The organism is Leclercia tamurae, assembly GCF_025566055.1.
Lineage (GTDB): Bacteria > Pseudomonadota > Gammaproteobacteria > Enterobacterales > Enterobacteriaceae > Enterobacter > Enterobacter tamurae.
Window position 1 is genome coordinate 1 of the sequence record NZ_JAMHKS010000060.1, and the last position, 17,785, is coordinate 17,785.

Consider the following 17,785-nt stretch of genomic DNA (forward strand, 5'->3'; position numbering starts at 1 on the left):
GGTAAAAGAATCTGTGGCAATCTATAACCATGAGCGGCCGCATCTTGCCCTGAAATACAAAACGCCCGATGAGGTTCATCAGGCGTTTTACAGGCAGAAAACTGTCAACCTATATCAGGACTAGTCACTGTTATCCACTCAGAGCGGGTCGACCTTCAGGCAGGAGACCGCATGGCGGAAACTGCCTTCCAGCACCGGACGCGTTTTCGCGCACTCCGGCCCGGCAATCGGGCAGCGGGTACGGAACACGCAGCCTGACGGCGGATTGATCGGCGACGGCAGTTCCCCTTCCAGCAGCTGAATCTGTTTATTCTTCTCCAGATCCGGATCGGGCACTGGCACCGCAGACATCAGGGCTTTGGTGTAAGGGTGCAGCGGATTGTGGTACACCTCATCATAGGTGCCCAGCTCTACCGCATGGCCGAGATACATCACCAGCACGCGATCGGAGATATGCTTCACGACTGCCAGATCGTGGGCGATAAAGATCAGCGACAGGCCCATCTCACGCTGCAGTTTTTGCAGCAGGTTCACCACCTGCGCCTGAATCGACACGTCCAGCGCGGAGACCGGTTCGTCACAGATAATCAGTTTCGGCTCAAGGATCAGCGCGCGGGCAATCCCGATACGTTGACACTGGCCGCCTGAGAACTCGTGCGGGTAACGGTTGATGAGGTTCGGCAGCAGGCCCACTTTCATCATCATCGCTTTGACGCGATCGCGCACCTCAGTCCGCGGCATCTTAGGATGATAGGTGCGCAGCGGCTCGGCAATGATCTCCCCGATGGTCATACGCGGGTTCAGAGAGGCCAGCGGATCCTGGAAAATCATCTGAATGTCGCTGCGCACGGCGCGCCATTCGTCAGGCTTCATCCCCAGCAGATCTTTGCCCAGCCAGGCCACTTTACCGTCGGTGGCTTTCACCAGGCCGATAATCGCGCGGGCAAAGGTCGATTTACCGCAGCCCGACTCACCCACCACGCCCAGGGTCTCCCCTTCGTACAGACGCAGGGTGACGCCGTCCACGGCTTTCAGGGTTTTTGCCGGCTGCCAGAACCACTGCTTGCCATCTTTAATGTCAAAGTGGACTTTCAGATCCGCGATTTCGAGCAGGACATTACGTTTTTCGTCGATGACAGTCATACCAGCTCCTCGTACGGCTTAAAGCAGGCACGCAGACGGCCTGGGGCAAACTCTTCCAGCGGTGGCGCGGTGTTGCAGATCTCCATCGCGTGTGGACAACGCGGCTGGAACGGACAGCCTTTCGGCAGACGCAGCAGGTTCGGCGGGTTGCCCGGGATGGTCAGCAGCGCCTCGCCTTCCGCATCCAGACGCGGTACAGCATTCAGCAGGCCGATAGAGTACGGGTGCGCCGGGTTGTAGAACACGTCGCGCGCTCGACCGTACTCCATAGTACGACCGGCATACATCACCAGCACCTTGTCACAGATCCCGGCGACCACGCCCAGATCGTGGGTGATCATGATGATGGCGGTGTTGAACTCACGCTTCAGCTCGTTCAGCAGGGTCATGATCTGCGCCTGAACGGTCACGTCCAGCGCGGTAGTGGGTTCATCGGCAATCAGCAGTTTTGGTCGGCACAGCAGGGCCATGGCGATCATCACACGCTGGCGCATCCCGCCGGAAAACTCATGCGGGAACATGCGCATGCGCTTACGCGCTTCCGGCATTTTCACCGCATCCAGCATTTTGACCGACTCTTCAAAAGCTTCGGCTTTGCCCAGCCCTTTGTGCAGCATCAGAACTTCCATCAGCTGCTCACCCACACGCATGTACGGGTTGAGGGAGGTCATCGGATCCTGGAAAATCATCGAGATCTGCTCGGCGCGCAGCTTGTTCAGCTCGTTTTCCGGCAGATTGAGGATCTCTCTGCCGTTAAAGGTCGCAGACCCTCCGATGACGCCGTTTTGCGCCAGCAGCCCCATCAGCGCAAAGGCTGTCTGGGATTTACCGGAACCGGATTCACCCACGATCCCCAGCGTCTCACCGGCCCGCAGGCTGAAGTTGAGATCGTTTACCGCGGTCACATCGCCATCCGGCGTTTTAAAGGTGACGCGCAGATCTTTCACATCCAGCAGGGCATTGCCCAGCTGTTGGGTTTGCGGCGCAGATGCCGTTTCAATAATGGTCATGGCGGCGCTCCTTAACGGTCTTTCGGGTCGAGGGCATCACGCAGGCCATCGCCGATAAAGTTGAAACAAAACAGTGTCACGACCAGGAAACCTGCCGGGAACAGCAGCAGCCACGGTGAAACTTCCATCGAGTTCGCGCCATCACTCAACAGCGCACCCCAGCTGCTCAACGGCTCCTGGGTACCCAGGCCGAGGAAGCTAAGGAAGGATTCGAACAGGATCATGCTCGGCACCAGCAGGGAGGCGTACACCACCACCACACCCAGCACATTCGGCACGATATGACGGACCACGATATTGCCGGTAGAGACCCCACCGACCTGTGCCGCTTCGATGAACTCTTTGCGCTTCAGGCTCAGGGTCTGGCCGCGCACGATACGCGCCATATCCAGCCAGGAGACCATGCCGATAGCGACAAAGATCAGCAGGATATTCTGACCGAAGAAGGTCACCAGCAGGATCACGAAGAACATGAACGGGAAGGAGTTGAGGATCTCAAGGATACGCATCATTACCGAATCCACTTTACCGCCGAGATAGCCGGAGAGCGATCCGTACAGGGTGCCCAGAATCACCGCCACGAAGGCGGCGGCGATCCCCACCATCAACGAGATTCGCCCGCCGATGGCGACACGCACCAGCAGGTCACGCCCGGAGGAGTCGGTACCAAAGTAGTGGCCCGATTCGCTATCCGGGGCGCTGGACATCATGCCCCAGTCAGTATCGAAGTAGCTGAACTGCGACAGCATCGGCGCTAAGGTTACAAACAGGGCGATAATCACCAGCACAATCAGGCTGGCAACCGCCGCGCGGTTGTGCATAAAGCGGCGGCGGGCATCCTGCCAGAGACTGCGTCCTTCGACTTCCAGTTTTTCACTGAAGTTTTCCAGCGCCTCGCTATTTTTCTTACTTAACATCATGGCGAGCTCCAGTGTCAGTAGCGGATTTTCGGATCGATAACGGCATACAGCACATCAACAATCGCGTTAAAGAAAATGGTCAGCGCACCGACGAGGATGGTCAGACTCAATACCAGGGAGTAGTCGCGGTTCAGGGCGCCGTTAACAAACAGCTGGCCGATACCCGGCAGACCATAAATGGTTTCGATAACCATTGAACCGGTAATGATACCGACGAACGCCGGGCCTAAATAAGAGAGAACCGGCAATAACGCAGGTTTCAATGCGTGACGGAAAATAATCCGGCGCATCGGCAGCCCTTTGGCGCGCGCGGTACGAATGAAGTTTGAGTGCAGAATTTCAATCATCGAACCACGGGTGATACGCGCAATGCTGGCAATATAGGCCAGTGACAGCGCCACCATCGGCAGGATCATGTACTGCAGCGCCCCGCCATTCCAGCCGCCGCCGGGCAACCACTTCAGGGTGATAGCAAATATCATGACCAGTAAGGGTGCGACGACAAAACTCGGTATGACGACCCCGGTCATTGCCACCCCCATAACGGCGTAGTCCCATTTGGTATTTTGATTCAGCGCGGCGATTACGCCCGCCGTAACGCCAAGAATAACGGCCAGTAAAAATGCCGCGGCGCCTAATTTAGCCGAAACGGGGAAGCTGGAGGCCACCAGATCGTTTACGGAATAGTCTTTATATTTGAATGACGGCCCAAAATCGCCGTGCGCCAGCTGCTTCAGATAATTGAAATACTGAGTGGAGATCGGATCGTTTAAATGGTATTTCGCTTCGATATTCGCCATCACTTCTGGCGGCAGCGTACGTTCACCGGTAAATGGACTACCCGGTGCGAGACGCATCATAAAGAAGGAGATCGTTATGAGAATAAATAGCGTTGGGATCGCTTCAAGACAGCGACGTAGGATAAATTTCAACATTGCCCGTACCTTCTGGCGTGTGCCTATATAATATTACGATGAGTAGACACCGTGGAGCGAGCATCGCCCGCCCCACTCATTGCCATTAATGCTTGATAATATACAAGTTTTTAACGTAGATATTATCCATCGGGTCTTTACCGGTATAACCACCTACCCACGGTTTCACCAGACGGGCGTTCACGTAGTAGTAAACCGGCACGATCGCAGAGTCTTTATCAAGCTGCTGTTCTGCTTTCGAATACAGCTCAGCGCGCTGCGCTTCGTCAGTGACTTTCAGGGTATCGCCGATCAGCTTATCGAACTCTGCGCTCTTATAGTGCGCGGTGTTGTTCGAGCTGTCGCTCAGCATGGTGTTCAGGAAGGAGGTCGGTTCGTTATAGTCCGCACACCAGCCTGCACGCGCTACATCAAAGGTGCCCTGATGACGGCTGTCCAGGAAGGTTTTCCACTCCTGGTTTTCCAGCTTCACGTTCGCACCCAGGTTTTTCTTCCAGATGGAGGAGACGGCGATAGCCAGTTTTTTATGCAGATCGGAGGTGTTGTACAGCAGGCTGAAGGTCAGCGGCTTGTCAGCGGTATACCCGGCTTCGGCCAGCAGTTTCTTCGCTTCAGCATTACGCTGTTCCTGGGTCATTTTGAACCATTCTGGCTCGGTCAGCTTCGCGCCATCGGTATACGGCGGGGTGTAGCTGTAAGCCGGCAGGTCGCCCTGGTTTTTCACTTTATTGACGATGATATCGCGATCCAGTGCCAGCTTCAGCGCGGTACGCACGCGAACGTCGGTGAATGGCGCTTTCTGGTTGTTGATTTCGTAGTAATAGGTACACAGATACGGGTCAACGTGAACTTCAGCCGGGATCTCTTTTTTCAGCTTCTGGAACAGTTCGATCGGCATGTTGTTGTAGGTCATGTCGATTTCGCCGCTGCGGTAGCGGTTAACGTCAGTCACTTCAGAAGCGATTGGCAGGTAGGTAACCTGATTAATAACGGTTTTCGCGTTATCCCAGTAGTTGGTATTACGCTCGAGGTCGATACGTTCGTTAACCACCCAGGCTTTCAGCTTGTAGGCGCCGTTGGTCACGATATTGGCAGGCTGGGTCCACTTCTCGCCGAATTTTTCAACCGCTGCTTTTGGAACAGGGGAAACGGACGGGTGCACCAGCAGTTTGTAGAAATACGGGACTGGCTCGCTCAGGGTCACTTCGAAGGTGTTGTCATCAATCGCTTTTACGCCGAGGTCGGTAATCGGTTTTTTGCCGGTGATGATGTCATCGATATTGGCGATATGGCCATACTGCAGATAGCTCGCATACGGAGAGGCGGTATTGGGATCCGCCAGGCGCTGCCAGCTATAAACGAAATCTTGTGCGGTAACCGGGGAACCATCGGACCATTTTGCGTCTTTACGCAGGTGGAAAGTCCAGACTTTAAAGTCTTTGTTTTCCCATTTTTCAGCAACGCCGGCAGCCGGGTGACCGTCTACGTCGGTGACCAGCAGACCTTCGAACAGGTCGCGGTTAACGTTAGACTCCGGCACACCTTCAATTTTGTGCGGATCCAGAGACTGAACCTCAGCACCGTTGTTACGCACCAGCGTTTGCTTCTCCGCCAGCTGAACCCCAGCAGGTACGTCAGCAGCCATTGCAACGTTGCCCGCGATTAGCGCAGTTAAAATCCCCGCCGCGACCAGACTTTTTTTTGTGATGATGGACATTGTGTTGGTACTCCACTCTTTATAATTACTGGTTTTTTACCAGCCTGTTTAATTCCCCTTTTTTGGGGTTCCCTGACAACGTAGGAGTTTATGCTGCTGTCAGGCGTTTTTTACTTCTCGCTATCACCGACTTTACTATTACTAACGGCTCGTCTGGCCGCCTTGCGTCGATTCTTAACAGGCCTCCCCTGTCGAGGCCCGTCTTAATTCTTTTAGATCAGAACCGTTAATGAAAAAGATTCTCATCTAAAAGATTTCTGCGGAAAATATAAGGCCGGAAAGTACCAAATGGCATTCCCGGGTGCCAATACATTTTGCAAATTTGTTAACCAATTCTCTTTTACGGAACTTACCGTTATGTTGTGGGCTACCCTGCCGCGCATCAAAAGCGGGTAAAATCTTCGCTTTTCAATGGGATGTAGAAAGTGTGCTCGACGGTGGCATCGCGGTACTGGAGACGAGGCGTTGTTTGTACAAAAAATTAACAACTGTCTATTATTTAGCACATTCATCTAATTCATTCATCAAATTACTAATATCATCTCAGTTATCCCGCAGCAAGCCCCAGAGTATCGTGTGAGTAAAATAACAGTCTTATTGCGCGGAATGTGACCAGTGCGGTGTCGGGGTGGGAGACAAGTGGTTGATAGTTAACAAAACAAAATTATTAGTAAAATTTATTATAGTTAAAGCGATTTTCAACTTTCATTATATGATTTGCTGATAATGACAAAAAAACGGCGCCACTGGCGCCGCTCTTTCATTTGAAATCGTCAACTTAATAAGCCCGGGAATATTGATTTCAGCCCGGTAACAATAAATTCAATCCCCAGTGCCATCAGCAGCAGACCCATAATACGGGTGATAACGTTAATGCCGGTCTGGCCAAGGAGTCGCACCAGCCACGGCGCAATGCGAAATACACCCCAACAGCAGAATGCAAACAGCGCAATGGCGATCGAGAAGCCAATCAGATGCATCAGGTTGTGGTAGCGCGTTCCCCAGACGATGGTGGAACTGATCGCCCCAGGACCCGCCATTAATGGCAGCGCCAGCGGCACCACGCCGATACTTTCCCGGATGGCGGTCTCTGACTTTTCTTGCTTGTTTTGTTTATCCTCGCCCAGCTTGCCGCTAATCATCGACATCGCGATGGTCACCACCAGGATCCCGCCAGCAATCCGGAATGAATCAATAGAGATGCCAAAAATCTGCAATATAGAGTCGCCAAGATAGAGAGAGGTCAGCAGGATGATAGCGACCGACATGTTCGCCGTCAGGTTGGTCTTATTCCTGGCAAGCGCGGTCTGATAGCTGGTCATACTAATAAAGACGGGAATAATGCCCACCGGGTTGACCAGCGCGAACAGACCGATAAAAAACTTGAAATAAGTTGGAAAATCAAAGAGCGATAGGCTCACTGTTAGCTCCGCTGATAAGCAAGACTGAAAATAAAGAATGGCAACGCCAATAACCGCGCAGAAGATACGCTTTTTACGCATGTACTTCATCACAATATTGTGAATTATAGTGGTTTGACGCTGTAAAATATTTGTGTACTAAATGCATACCTGTGGTTCAATTGCTTTTGCAATTATTTAACATCGTTGGCAATGCCCCAAAATACCCCTGCTGAAAGGTATCAGCTTATGGATAAATTGATACAGATCATGTTTTCCGTACTCAGAAGTGAGTAATCTTGATTACGCCACCACGGAGATTCAGTATCTGAACGTAGGCTACTGATGGGAGGCTCTTTTAGTAAATCAGGGGAACGATAAAAACGTTAACACCTTGTTTTTATGTAAGTTAAGCAAGTGGCAATGGCGCTGACTATACTGATTTCGTGTCGAGCAGCTGATTTACTAAAAGAGTTTAACATTATCAGGAGAGCATTATGGCTGTTACTAATGTCGCAGAGCTTAACGCACTTGTAGAGCGCGTAAAAAAAGCCCAGCGTGAATATGCCAATTTCACTCAAGAGCAGGTTGATAAAATCTTCCGTGCCGCCGCTCTGGCTGCTGCAGATGCTCGAATCCCTCTCGCTAAACTGGCCGTTGCCGAATCTGGTATGGGTATCATTGAAGATAAAGTGATCAAAAACCACTTTGCTTCTGAGTATATCTACAACGCCTATAAAGACGAGAAGACTTGCGGCGTCCTGTCTGAAGATGACACCTTCGGTACCATCACCATTGCAGAGCCTATCGGCATCATCTGCGGTATCGTTCCTACTACCAACCCAACGTCTACTGCTATCTTCAAATCGCTCATCAGCCTGAAGACGCGTAACGCAATCATTTTCTCTCCACATCCACGTGCTAAAGATGCGACCAACAAAGCGGCCGATATCGTTCTGCAAGCGGCGATCGCTGCAGGTGCACCGAAAGACCTGATCGGCTGGATCGATCAGCCTTCTGTGGAGCTCTCTAACGCCCTGATGCACCACCCTGACATTAACCTGATCCTTGCGACCGGTGGTCCAGGCATGGTTAAAGCCGCTTATAGCTCCGGTAAACCGGCTATCGGCGTAGGTGCAGGTAACACCCCGGTTGTTATCGACGAAACTGCCGATATCAAACGTGCTGTTGCATCAGTACTGATGTCTAAGACCTTCGATAACGGCGTTATCTGTGCTTCCGAGCAGTCTGTCGTTGTTGTTGATTCTGTATACGATGCCGTTCGTGAACGTTTCGCCAGCCATGGCGGCTACATGCTGCAGGGTCAGGAGCTGAAAGCTGTTCAGGACATCATCCTGAAAAATGGCGCACTGAACGCAGCAATCGTAGGTCAACCAGCGTATAAAATCGCTGAACTGGCAGGCTTCACCGTTCCGGCTTCCACCAAGATCCTGATTGGTGAAGTGACCGACGTTGATGAAAGCGAGCCGTTTGCTCACGAGAAACTCTCTCCGACGCTGGCCATGTACCGTGCGAAAGATTTCGACGACGCGGTCATCAAAGCAGAGAAACTGGTTGCCATGGGCGGTATCGGTCATACCTCATGCCTGTACACCGACCAGGACAACCAGCCGGAGCGTGTAGCGCACTTCGGTCAGATGATGAAAACTGCACGTATCCTGATTAACACCCCTGCTTCTCAGGGTGGTATCGGTGACCTGTATAACTTTAAGCTCGCGCCTTCCCTGACTCTGGGTTGTGGTTCATGGGGTGGTAACTCCATCTCTGAGAACGTTGGTCCTAAGCACCTGATCAACAAGAAAACCGTTGCTAAGCGAGCTGAAAACATGTTGTGGCATAAACTTCCGAAATCTATCTACTTCCGCCGTGGCTCCCTGCCAATCGCGCTGGATGAAGTGATTACTGATGGCCACAAACGTGCGCTCATCGTGACTGACCGTTTCCTCTTCAACAATGGCTATGCAGACCAGATCACCTCTGTGCTGAAAGCAGCTGGTGTAGAAGTGGACGTGTTCTTCGAAGTTGAAGCTGACCCAACCCTGTCCGTTGTTCGTAAAGGCGCAGAGCTGGCAAACTCCTTCAAACCAGACGTGATTATCGCCCTGGGCGGCGGCTCCCCAATGGATGCAGCCAAAATCATGTGGGTAATGTACGAGCATCCGGAAACGCACTTCGAAGAACTGGCGCTGCGCTTTATGGATATCCGTAAACGTATCTACAAGTTCCCGAAAATGGGTGTGAAAGCAAAAATGGTTGCGATCACCACCACCTCCGGTACTGGTTCAGAAGTGACGCCGTTTGCCGTTGTAACCGACGACGCTACCGGCCAGAAATATCCGCTGGCAGACTATGCCCTGACTCCGGACATGGCAGTGGTTGATGCCAACCTGGTGATGGATATGCCGAAATCACTCTGTGCGTTCGGTGGTCTGGATGCGGTGACTCACGCCCTGGAAGCTTACGTTTCCGTGCTGGCATCTGAGTTCTCTGACGGTCAGGCTCTGCAGGCGCTGAAACTGCTGAAAGAGAACCTGCCAGCCTCTTACAACGAAGGTTCTAAGAACCCGGTTGCTCGTGAGCGTGTTCACAGTGCTGCCACCATCGCCGGTATCGCGTTTGCTAACGCCTTCCTGGGTGTGTGTCACTCCATGGCGCACAAACTGGGCTCCCAGTTCCACATTCCACACGGCCTGGCAAACGCCCTGCTGATTGGCAACGTTATCCGCTACAACGCGAACGATAACCCAACCAAACAGACTGCTTTCAGCCAGTACGACCGTCCACAGGCGCGTCGTCGCTACGCAGAAATTGCTGACCACCTGGGCCTGAGCGCACCTGGCGATCGCACTGCCGCGAAGATTGAGAAACTGCTGGCATGGCTGGACAGCATTAAAGCTGAACTGGGTATTCCGAAGTCTATTCGCGAAGCTGGTGTTCAGGAAGCTGACTTCCTGGCGCACGTAGACAAGCTGTCTGAAGATGCCTTTGATGACCAGTGTACTGGTGCGAACCCGCGCTACCCGCTGATCGCAGAGCTGAAACAGATCCTGCTGGATACCTACTACGGTCGTGAATACTCCGAAGGCGTATCTGCACTCGCAGCACCGGTTGTAGAAGTGCCGGTGAAAGCTGATAAGAAAGCGAAGAAAAGCGCTTAATTAACTGCTTAATAAAAAACCCGCTCCGGCGGGTTTTTTTATGTCTGTTATACAGAGAGAACAGAGAGAAGAAATAGTGTCGTTAACGACGACAGGCTTCCTGAATGGCCGTCAGAGAGCCTACTACCAGCGCCTCTTTATAATGCTTACGGCATACGGAGACGTAGCGCTCATTGCCGCCAATCACCACCTGCTCGCCTTCCGCATAGGGTTTGCCTGCCTGATCCAGGCGCAGCACCATACTCGCTTTACGGCCGCAGAAACAGATGGTTTTCAATTCAACCAGTTTATCTGACCAGGCCAGTAAATACTGGCTGCCAATAAACAGTTCACCGCGGAAATCAGTACGCAGGCCATAACAGAGCACCGGAATATCCAGCTCGTCGACCACCTCGGATAACTCATGCACCTGCTGGCGGGTTAAAAACTGGCTCTCATCCACCAGCACACAATGCACTGCCTGACTGGCAACCTCGGCGCGGATCTCTTCCAGCAGATTGGTTTGCGGGTTATATAGCTTTGCCGGTGACGAAAGACCAATTCGCGAGCTAACCTTTCCGCTACCAAAACGATCGTCGATCTCTGCGGTGTAAACCAGGGTCTGCATCCCGCGCTCCTGGTAATTGTAGGAGGATTGCAGTAATGCGGTCGACTTACCTGCGTTCATTGCTGAATAGTAGAAATACAGTTGTGCCATTGGCCCTTAAACCCTAATCAATGTGTATTATTCCCGATGCGTGATTGTACCATATTTTGTCTGGTCTTCCGTGCTGTAGCGCGCTTTGCAGGCGGTCCGGAACATTTTATCCGGTGAAGGGATATACACCAGACGGTGATAAAGGCCTGTAAAAACATGAATTACAGTACGGTTTTAAAAACGGTAAGTTCTGGAAAAACCTGTTATTTCAATGTCATTACAGGGTCAGAAATGAAGGCGGAATAATTAACAGCTTCATCGGGCAACCCTGTTTTCAGCACTAATACGAAAGGTTGATATTTATCCGCAGTAACAATAATTATGAACAAAATTACCCTCAAAACATGCGTTCCCCGTCAGGTTTACAACGCATCTTTTGATAACACCCCCCTCTTTTGGCTGCAGAAATTTAAGTTAGCGTTATTAATAATAATGCCAAATATTAGGCATTTTTTGAATTCCTTACATTCTGACCTATTGCATATATCAATTTATGCCTCTATTATTACTTCAACAAACCCCCCACATTATAAGTTTGAGATTACTACAATGAGCGAAGCACTTAAAATTCTGAACAACATCCGTACTCTTCGTGCCCAGGCGAGAGAATGTACTCTGGAAACGCTTGAAGAAATGCTGGAGAAATTAGAAGTCGTCGTTAATGAGCGTCGTGAAGAAGAAAACGCCGCGGCTGCTGAAATCGAAGAGCGTACGCGTAAACTGCAGCAATATCGTGAAATGCTGATCGCTGATGGTATTGATCCAAACGAATTGCTGAACAGCATGGCTGCTGCTAAAACAGGCACCAAAGCTAAACGCGCTGCGCGTCCAGCTAAATATAGCTACATCGATGAGAACGGCGAATCTAAAACCTGGACCGGCCAGGGTCGTACTCCAGCTGTTATCAAGAAAGCGATGGACGAAGAAGGCAAACAACTGGACGACTTCCTGATTAAGGAATAAGTCAGAGAGTTATCAGAAAATCCCGCTTAATGCGGGATTTTTTATGCCTGTATTTTATACGGCGTGACATTCCGTTACATACTGTCATATATACTTAGCGATGCTATTCCCATGCGCCCGATCGGCAAGGTTGAAAAGACGCATAAAAAAACCGGTGATAGCCAGGCTGTCACCGGTTTTTTGCTAAACGCATTAGCGTCTGGTTAGTTTTTAATGCCCAGCGTCTCTTTCAGCCAGCCTTTAAATTCTTCACCCAGAGTCTGGTGGCGAACACCATATTCAACGAAGGCCTGCATGTAACCGAGTTTATTACCGCAGTCATGGCTCTTACCTTTCATATGGTAGGCTTCAACGGTCTCTTTCTCGATCAGCATGTCGATGCCATCGGTCAGCTGGATTTCATCCCCGGCGCCTGGAGGCGTTTTCGCCAGCAGCGGCCAAATCTCTGCACTCAGGACATAACGCCCTACCACAGCCAGATTAGACGGCGCTACGTCGGCTTTTGGCTTCTCAACCACGCCCACCATCGGCACGCTGTCGCCCGGGTTCATTTCAACGCCTTTGCAGTCGACAACACCATAAGCGGTCACGTCTTCAACCGGTTCAACCATGATCTGGCTGCTGCCCGTTTCGTCGAAACGTTTAATCATTTCTGCCAGGTTATCCTGGGACAGATCGGATTCAAACTCGTCGAGAATAACGTCCGGTAAAATAACCGCCACCGGCTCGTTACCCACAACCGGATGAGCACACAGCACCGCATGACCCAGACCTTTTGCCAGACCCTGACGGACCTGCATAATAGTCACGTGCGGCGGGCAAATAGACTGCACTTCCTGCAGAAGCTGACGCTTAACGCGTTTTTCCAGCATGGCTTCGAGTTCAAAACTGGTATCGAAATGGTTTTCGATAGAGTTTTTGGATGAATGCGTTACCAGTACAATTTCAGTAATACCGGCGGCAATACATTCGTTGACCACATACTGGATTAAAGGCTTATCAACGAGTGGCAGCATCTCTTTTGGAATTGCCTTCGTTGCGGGCAGCATCCTGGTTCCCAACCCGGCAACCGGGATAACGGCCTTTGTCACTTTCGAATTTACGGCAGCCATTGAAACTCTCCTGAACTGTTCATGTTTTGAACTTTAGTCTGCATTAATAACGCGTTCAGTATATCAGCCAGAGGATGAGGTCCGGGTCTGAAAAGGACGCGCTACCGCTTAATTAGGATAAATACGAATGAAAACTTGTCCCGATAGTAGCATTGCCGGTGAAACGACGGTAAAGCTATCTACCGTTTAAATTCCAACTGATTATTCCGTGGACAACATTAAGCGCAACCGTCCTCCCGTACCCAAAATTTGGCATTGCCATGAAGTACAGCGGTGGCTTATTTGATTAAGATAGGTGTTGCCTAACGTTCCTAACGGAACACCGTTGCTGACCTGAATATGATGTTCGCCAGTATTAAGCGTGGCATTAAGTCCGGCGGAGACCAGAATCAAATTTTTCAGGCCGCTGTGGTAATAACCAACCAGTAACGGAAATTGCCCGGGCAAACTTGCCTGACGCAGCAGCTGGTTTACCTGTTTAAGTAAACTCCCTAACTCTGGCAACCGTTGTCCCTGATGCGAAAGTTGTTCCTGAAGTAAACCATTGAACAGGGCGCGTAATAATAACGCCGCCAGCACGCCATTATCCCCCGCCCGGGTAACGTCCAGACAATAAAACGCCAGATCGTTATCGGATAACGGGGCGATATCCAGCACCAGACCATGTTGATCGGCGGCCATCAGCTGACGGTAATTTACTTTGCATCCGGAGATGTTCTGTTGCACTGGCGGCTGTAGTTCCTGTAGAAGCTTTGCCGCCGCAGTAGGGTTATTAACCAGCGCATCCCAGTCCTGAAAAAGTCGCTCTTCCTCTTCTACTCGCGAATTAAACATATTGGGATACAGGCATGCGAGGACGGTTTCACGCAGGCGATTAAGATCTTTCACCGGCTTGAGCAGGACATCCTGCACGCCCAGACGCAACGCCTTAGCGATGTCAGCCATATTCTCGGTCGCAGAAATGACGAGGATAGGGATCTGATCCCCTGCGTTACGTAAATGCTCCACCAGCTTCAGACCGTTCATCCGCGGCATGGCGATATCACAAATCATCAGATCGGGCTTTAGTCCCGCCATTTTTTCAAGGGCGTCGACACCATCCCCTGCGAGTGCTGTTGTTGCTCCCAGTGATGAAAGCCACGAATCCAGTAGTGAGCGGAAAACAGGCTCGTCTTCAACTATCAGAATTTGTTTCCCGGCTAATGGCTGTGTCATGGTCTCTCCCGGCGCTGACAATAGATCAATAGTGGCATGCTATCGGTACTATCGCCTGTCAGATTTTGCTGAAGTAATCAAAAAAAGCGTGCTCAGGCAGAAGCCCGCACCAAAGGTAATAATTCATCCATTTTCTTTTCGACCGCCTGCGCGCCAGCGGTTATGGCCGCCTCTGCACGATGGAAATCGAGCGTTGAAATTTGTGGACAAAAAGGTTGGATCAATATATCCGGCGGGTCACCCGCCATTCGATTGCGTTTCAGGCGATTTTCCAGCACCTGAATCGAGGTGGTCATAATTTCCATAGCGGTCGGCGCAGCGACCCGTTTACGCGTCGCCACACGACTCAGACGTCCGCGCAGCTTTTCATGCCAGGCGAGATCGTCAAGTGCGCCGTCATCCGGTTGGGTATTCACCGGCATCAGATCCTGCTGCATCAGATGCGCATCATGCTGGAGATCGACCGCAATCACGATATCGGCCCCCATCGCGCGGGTCAGAGAAATGGGCACAGGATTGACCACGCCGCCGTCTACCAGCCAGTAGCCGTTGTGCGGAACCGGCGCCATCAGGCCCGGCATACTGCAGGAGGCGCGTACGGCAAGATGGATATCGCCTTCGGTGAACCAGATTTCCCGGCCGGTGCTGAGGTTAGTCGCGACCGCACCGAAAGGCATCTGGCAACTGGAGAATTCGGTCAGGGGCATCACCTGGCGAAAACGGTTGAAGACGCGCTCACCGCGTAACAACCCGCCACGTTGCCAGGAGAGATCCATCAGGCGCAGGACGTCCCAGTAGCTAAAAGAACGTACCCAGGTTTCCAGCTCGGGAAGTTTGCCACACGAATAGGCGGCCCCCACCAGAGAACCTATTGAACAGCCTGCGACGATATCTATTTCGATACCTAAACGTTGTAAGGCATTGATCACACCAATATGCGACCAGCCCCGGGCTGCTCCCGAGCCCAACGCCAGTCCGATTTTAACTTTTCTCATTAGCCCTGTTTAACGTCCCCTGGATTCCTGGCATAGCGTCATTGCAACCGCTCGGTTAACATAGTGCCACCCTGGCGTTATGCGCCATTTATTCATTTATTGTTTCAGGAAGAGAATCGTGTCTCAACTCTGTCCCTGCGGTAGCGCTCACGAGTATAGCCTATGTTGCCAGCGATATCTTACTGGTGAACAGGTTGCACCGGACCCGGCCTCACTTATGCGGTCCCGTTATACCGCTTTTGTGATGCGGGACGCAGACTACCTGGTTATGACCTGGCATCCGTCATGTCATGCTGCTGATTTTCGTCAGGAGATCGAATCCGGTTTTGCGAATACGCAATGGTCCGGGCTGACCCAGTATGAAACGGCGTCAGGCAAAGACGAGAACGAGGGGTTCGTCAGTTTTGTTGCCCGCTTTACCGAGCACGGGAAAGCCGGTGCCATCATCGAACGCTCGCGTTTCTTAAAGGAGGGCGGACGGTGGTACTATATTGACGGTACGCGTCCGCAGTTCGGTCGTAATGACCCCTGCCCCTGTGGTTCAGGTAAAAAATTTAAAAAGTGTTGCGGGCAATAAGGCCTGACGATACGGTTTCAGCAAACACGCAAAGGATTTTCCGGCAATGCAATCAACACAACGCAAAGTGCTGCGCACCATTTGTCCCGACCAGAAAGGGCTGATCGCCCGTATTACCAACATTTGCTACAAGCATGAACTGAACATCGTGCAGAACAACGAGTTTGTTGATCACCGTACCGGCCGCTTCTTTATGCGTACCGAGCTGGAAGGGATTTTCAACGACGCGACGCTGCTGGCGGATCTGGACGGCGCGCTGCCTGAAGGTTCCGTGCGCGAGCTGACCCCAGCCGGTCGCCGCCGGGTGGTTATCCTGGTCACCAAAGAGGCGCACTGCCTGGGCGATCTGCTGATGAAAGCTAACTACGGCGGCCTGGATGTGGAGATCGCCGCAGTCATTGGCAATCATGAGACGCTGCGCACCCTGGTCGAGCGCTTTGATATTCCGTTTGAGCTGGTGAGCCATGAAGGCCATACCCGCGAAGAGCATGACAATTTAATGGCCCAGGCCATCGAAGCGCACAACCCGGATTACGTGGTGCTGGCGAAATACATGCGCGTATTGACGCCATCCTTCGTTTCGCGGTTCCCGAATAAGATCATCAATATTCACCACTCATTCCTGCCAGCATTTATCGGCGCGCGTCCTTATCACCAGGCGTACGAGCGCGGGGTGAAGATTATCGGCGCAACGGCGCACTACGTGAATGATAATCTGGATGAAGGTCCAATCATCATGCAGGACGTGATTCATGTCGATCACACCTATACGGCGGAAGATATGATGCGTGCCGGACGCGACGTCGAAAAAAATGTCTTAAGCCGGGCGCTGTATCAGGTGCTGGCGCAGCGCGTGTTTGTCTACGGTAACAGAACGATTATTCTTTAATCCTTTATAAAATGAATCGATTAGCTTTGCGTCTTTATGCGTAAAAATCAGGCAAACGATTCAATTTAGCAAAGGAAGTCTTTACAGGGGCGCGTCATTTGATATGATGCGCCCCGCTTCCCACAAGGAAGCAGGCCAGTAAAAGCATTACCCCGTGGTGGGGTTCCCGAGCGGCCAAAGGGAGCAGACTGTAAATCTGCCGTCATCGACTTCGAAGGTTCGAATCCTTCCCCCACCACCATCTCTCAGCTTTACCTCAAAATATGAATTACCCCTGGTGGGGTTCCCGAGCGGCCAAAGGGAGCAGACTGTAAATCTGCCGTCATCGACTTCGAAGGTTCGAATCCTTCCCCCACCACCATCACTTCTCTGAAAAAAAACAATTCAAAATAAATACTTATTCTTCGGATCTCGCGCACCTGTTCTCCCCGGTGGCGCTGCGCTTACCGGGGCTACAAAACCAAATCGTAGGCCGGGTAAGGCGCAGCCGCCCCCCGGCAAAATCCCTACAACGGTGGCAATCGACGCGTCACCGGTGAACTCTTCACAATCGATGTATTGCACTGCGCATGTTCTGCCAGCCCATCCAGTAGCGTATCCAGTTGCTCTATCGAGCGCACCACCAGCCTGATAACAAAACAGTCCTCGCCGGTCACTTTGTCGCTTTCAATGCACTCCGGCATCGCCTGGATATATTTATCTACCTTATGCAATAACCCCGGCAGCGGGCGCACGCGTACCAGCGCCTGCAGGGTATAACCTAACGCCGCCAGATTCACCCGGGCGCCATATCCCTGAACCACACCCCGCTCTTCCAGCCTTTTTAACCGCTCCGCCGTGCTGGGTGACGTGAGCCCTACCCGGCCGCTCAGCACCTTCAGCGACATTCGCGCATCCTCCACCAGACAGGCCAGGATCTGGCGGTCGATCTCATCGATAAGGTAATCCATAGCATTCACCTAATTTATAAAAGCAACTAACGTCTTTTACCTTAGATCAGCACTGTTAAACCGGACAAGCATTTATCACAATA

General features: G+C 51.8%; 15 protein-coding genes and 2 tRNA genes. 6 read left to right on the top strand and 11 right to left on the bottom strand.

From position 1 onward, the window contains the following. Positions 1-138: 138 nt before the first annotated feature. The 6 genes from oppF to M8318_RS01590 form a co-directional block, all read right to left on the bottom strand. Entirely contained in the window at positions 139-1,143 is a 1,005-nt protein-coding gene (oppF, locus tag M8318_RS01565) for a murein tripeptide/oligopeptide ABC transporter ATP-binding protein OppF (RefSeq protein ID WP_106993178.1), read from the bottom strand. After that, entirely contained in the window at positions 1,140-2,153 is a 1,014-nt protein-coding gene (gene oppD, locus M8318_RS01570; protein WP_225758606.1) for an ABC transporter ATP-binding protein, read from the bottom strand. Before oppD ends, oppF begins: the two co-directional genes overlap by 4 nt. Before the next feature lie 11 nt (positions 2,154-2,164). Further along, a complete protein-coding gene (oppC, locus tag M8318_RS01575; protein WP_166182704.1) occupies positions 2,165-3,073 on the bottom strand; it encodes an oligopeptide ABC transporter permease OppC in 909 nt (302 codons plus the stop codon). A gap of 14 nt (positions 3,074-3,087) precedes the next feature. Beyond that, positions 3,088-4,008, bottom strand: a complete 921-nt coding sequence (gene oppB, locus M8318_RS01580; RefSeq protein WP_106993181.1) for an oligopeptide ABC transporter permease OppB — start codon at positions 4,006-4,008, stop codon at positions 3,088-3,090. Positions 4,009-4,093: 85 nt separating this feature from the next. Further along, positions 4,094-5,725: an oligopeptide ABC transporter substrate-binding protein OppA gene (oppA, locus tag M8318_RS01585; RefSeq protein ID WP_262660757.1), complete on the bottom strand. Its 1,632-nt coding sequence runs from the start codon at positions 5,723-5,725 to the stop codon at positions 4,094-4,096. Positions 5,726-6,498: 773 nt separating this feature from the next. Further along, a complete protein-coding gene (locus tag M8318_RS01590; RefSeq protein ID WP_262660758.1) occupies positions 6,499-7,146 on the bottom strand; it encodes a YchE family NAAT transporter in 648 nt (215 codons plus the stop codon). A 476-nt stretch (positions 7,147-7,622) separates the two neighbouring features. Here M8318_RS01590 and adhE point away from each other — a divergent pair, with 476 nt between their 5' ends. Next, positions 7,623-10,304 carry a bifunctional acetaldehyde-CoA/alcohol dehydrogenase gene (adhE, locus tag M8318_RS01595; RefSeq protein WP_262660759.1) on the top strand — a complete coding sequence of 894 codons (2,682 nt, stop codon included), beginning with the start codon at positions 7,623-7,625 and terminating at the stop codon, positions 10,302-10,304. A gap of 82 nt (positions 10,305-10,386) precedes the next feature. Here adhE and tdk read toward each other — a convergent pair whose 3' ends face one another. Further along, positions 10,387-11,001 (bottom strand): thymidine kinase, encoded by a 615-nt coding sequence (gene tdk, locus M8318_RS01600; protein WP_262660760.1) that lies wholly within the window; start codon positions 10,999-11,001, stop codon positions 10,387-10,389. A 549-nt stretch (positions 11,002-11,550) separates the two neighbouring features. Here tdk and hns point away from each other — a divergent pair. Beyond that, positions 11,551-11,964: a histone-like nucleoid-structuring protein H-NS gene (gene hns / locus M8318_RS01605; RefSeq protein WP_262660816.1), complete on the top strand. Its 414-nt coding sequence runs from the start codon at positions 11,551-11,553 to the stop codon at positions 11,962-11,964. 203 nt (positions 11,965-12,167) lie between these two features. Here hns and galU read toward each other — a convergent pair whose 3' ends face one another. The 3 genes from galU to rssA form a co-directional block, all read right to left on the bottom strand. Then, entirely contained in the window at positions 12,168-13,076 is a 909-nt protein-coding gene (gene galU, locus M8318_RS01610) for a UTP--glucose-1-phosphate uridylyltransferase GalU (protein WP_106993188.1), read from the bottom strand. Between the two features lie 201 nt (positions 13,077-13,277). Further along, the gene (gene rssB, locus M8318_RS01615) at positions 13,278-14,291 is read right to left on the bottom strand and encodes a two-component system response regulator RssB (protein WP_262660761.1); all 1,014 of its coding nucleotides are present in this window, start codon (positions 14,289-14,291) and stop codon (positions 13,278-13,280) included. A gap of 92 nt (positions 14,292-14,383) precedes the next feature. After that, positions 14,384-15,286: a patatin-like phospholipase RssA gene (gene rssA / locus M8318_RS01620; RefSeq protein ID WP_262660762.1), complete on the bottom strand. Its 903-nt coding sequence runs from the start codon at positions 15,284-15,286 to the stop codon at positions 14,384-14,386. A 118-nt stretch (positions 15,287-15,404) separates the two neighbouring features. Here rssA and M8318_RS01625 point away from each other — a divergent pair, with 118 nt between their 5' ends. The 4 genes from M8318_RS01625 (at position 15,405) to M8318_RS01640 (ending at position 17,113) form a co-directional block, all read left to right on the top strand. Next, complete coding sequence (locus tag M8318_RS01625) at positions 15,405-15,863, top strand: YchJ family protein (RefSeq protein ID WP_262660763.1); 459 nt, start codon at positions 15,405-15,407, stop codon at positions 15,861-15,863. Between the two features lie 46 nt (positions 15,864-15,909). Continuing rightward, complete coding sequence (gene purU, locus M8318_RS01630; protein WP_106993192.1) at positions 15,910-16,752, top strand: formyltetrahydrofolate deformylase; 843 nt, start codon at positions 15,910-15,912, stop codon at positions 16,750-16,752. 156 nt (positions 16,753-16,908) lie between these two features. Further along, positions 16,909-16,993, top strand: a tRNA-Tyr gene (locus M8318_RS01635). Between the two features lie 35 nt (positions 16,994-17,028). Then, positions 17,029-17,113: transfer RNA gene (locus tag M8318_RS01640), tRNA-Tyr, on the top strand. A 145-nt stretch (positions 17,114-17,258) separates the two neighbouring features. Here M8318_RS01640 and M8318_RS01645 read toward each other — a convergent pair. After that, positions 17,259-17,702, bottom strand: a complete 444-nt coding sequence (locus M8318_RS01645; RefSeq protein ID WP_261643886.1) for an Lrp/AsnC family transcriptional regulator — start codon at positions 17,700-17,702, stop codon at positions 17,259-17,261. Positions 17,703-17,785 lie beyond the last annotated feature (83 nt).

Bases quoted from the DNA above. Each gene is read 5' to 3' on its own strand.
- oppF (WP_106993178.1), bottom strand. From the start codon at position 1,143: ATGACTGTCATCGACGAAAAACGTAATGTCCTGCTCGAAATCGCGGAT.
- oppD (WP_225758606.1), bottom strand. From the start codon at position 2,153: ATGACCATTATTGAAACGGCATCTGCGCCGCAAACCCAACAGCTGGGC.
- oppC (WP_166182704.1), bottom strand. From the start codon at position 3,073: ATGATGTTAAGTAAGAAAAATAGCGAGGCGCTGGAAAACTTCAGTGAA.
- oppB (WP_106993181.1), bottom strand. From the start codon at position 4,008: ATGTTGAAATTTATCCTACGTCGCTGTCTTGAAGCGATCCCAACGCTA.
- oppA (WP_262660757.1), bottom strand. From the start codon at position 5,725: ATGTCCATCATCACAAAAAAAAGTCTGGTCGCGGCGGGGATTTTAACT.
- adhE (WP_262660759.1), top strand. From the start codon at position 7,623: ATGGCTGTTACTAATGTCGCAGAGCTTAACGCACTTGTAGAGCGCGTA.
- tdk (WP_262660760.1), bottom strand. From the start codon at position 11,001: ATGGCACAACTGTATTTCTACTATTCAGCAATGAACGCAGGTAAGTCG.
- hns (WP_262660816.1), top strand. From the start codon at position 11,551: ATGAGCGAAGCACTTAAAATTCTGAACAACATCCGTACTCTTCGTGCC.
- galU (WP_106993188.1), bottom strand. From the start codon at position 13,076: ATGGCTGCCGTAAATTCGAAAGTGACAAAGGCCGTTATCCCGGTTGCC.
- rssB (WP_262660761.1), bottom strand. From the start codon at position 14,291: ATGACACAGCCATTAGCCGGGAAACAAATTCTGATAGTTGAAGACGAG.
- rssA (WP_262660762.1), bottom strand. From the start codon at position 15,286: ATGAGAAAAGTTAAAATCGGACTGGCGTTGGGCTCGGGAGCAGCCCGG.
- purU (WP_106993192.1), top strand. From the start codon at position 15,910: ATGCAATCAACACAACGCAAAGTGCTGCGCACCATTTGTCCCGACCAG.
- M8318_RS01645 (WP_261643886.1), bottom strand. From the start codon at position 17,702: ATGGATTACCTTATCGATGAGATCGACCGCCAGATCCTGGCCTGTCTG.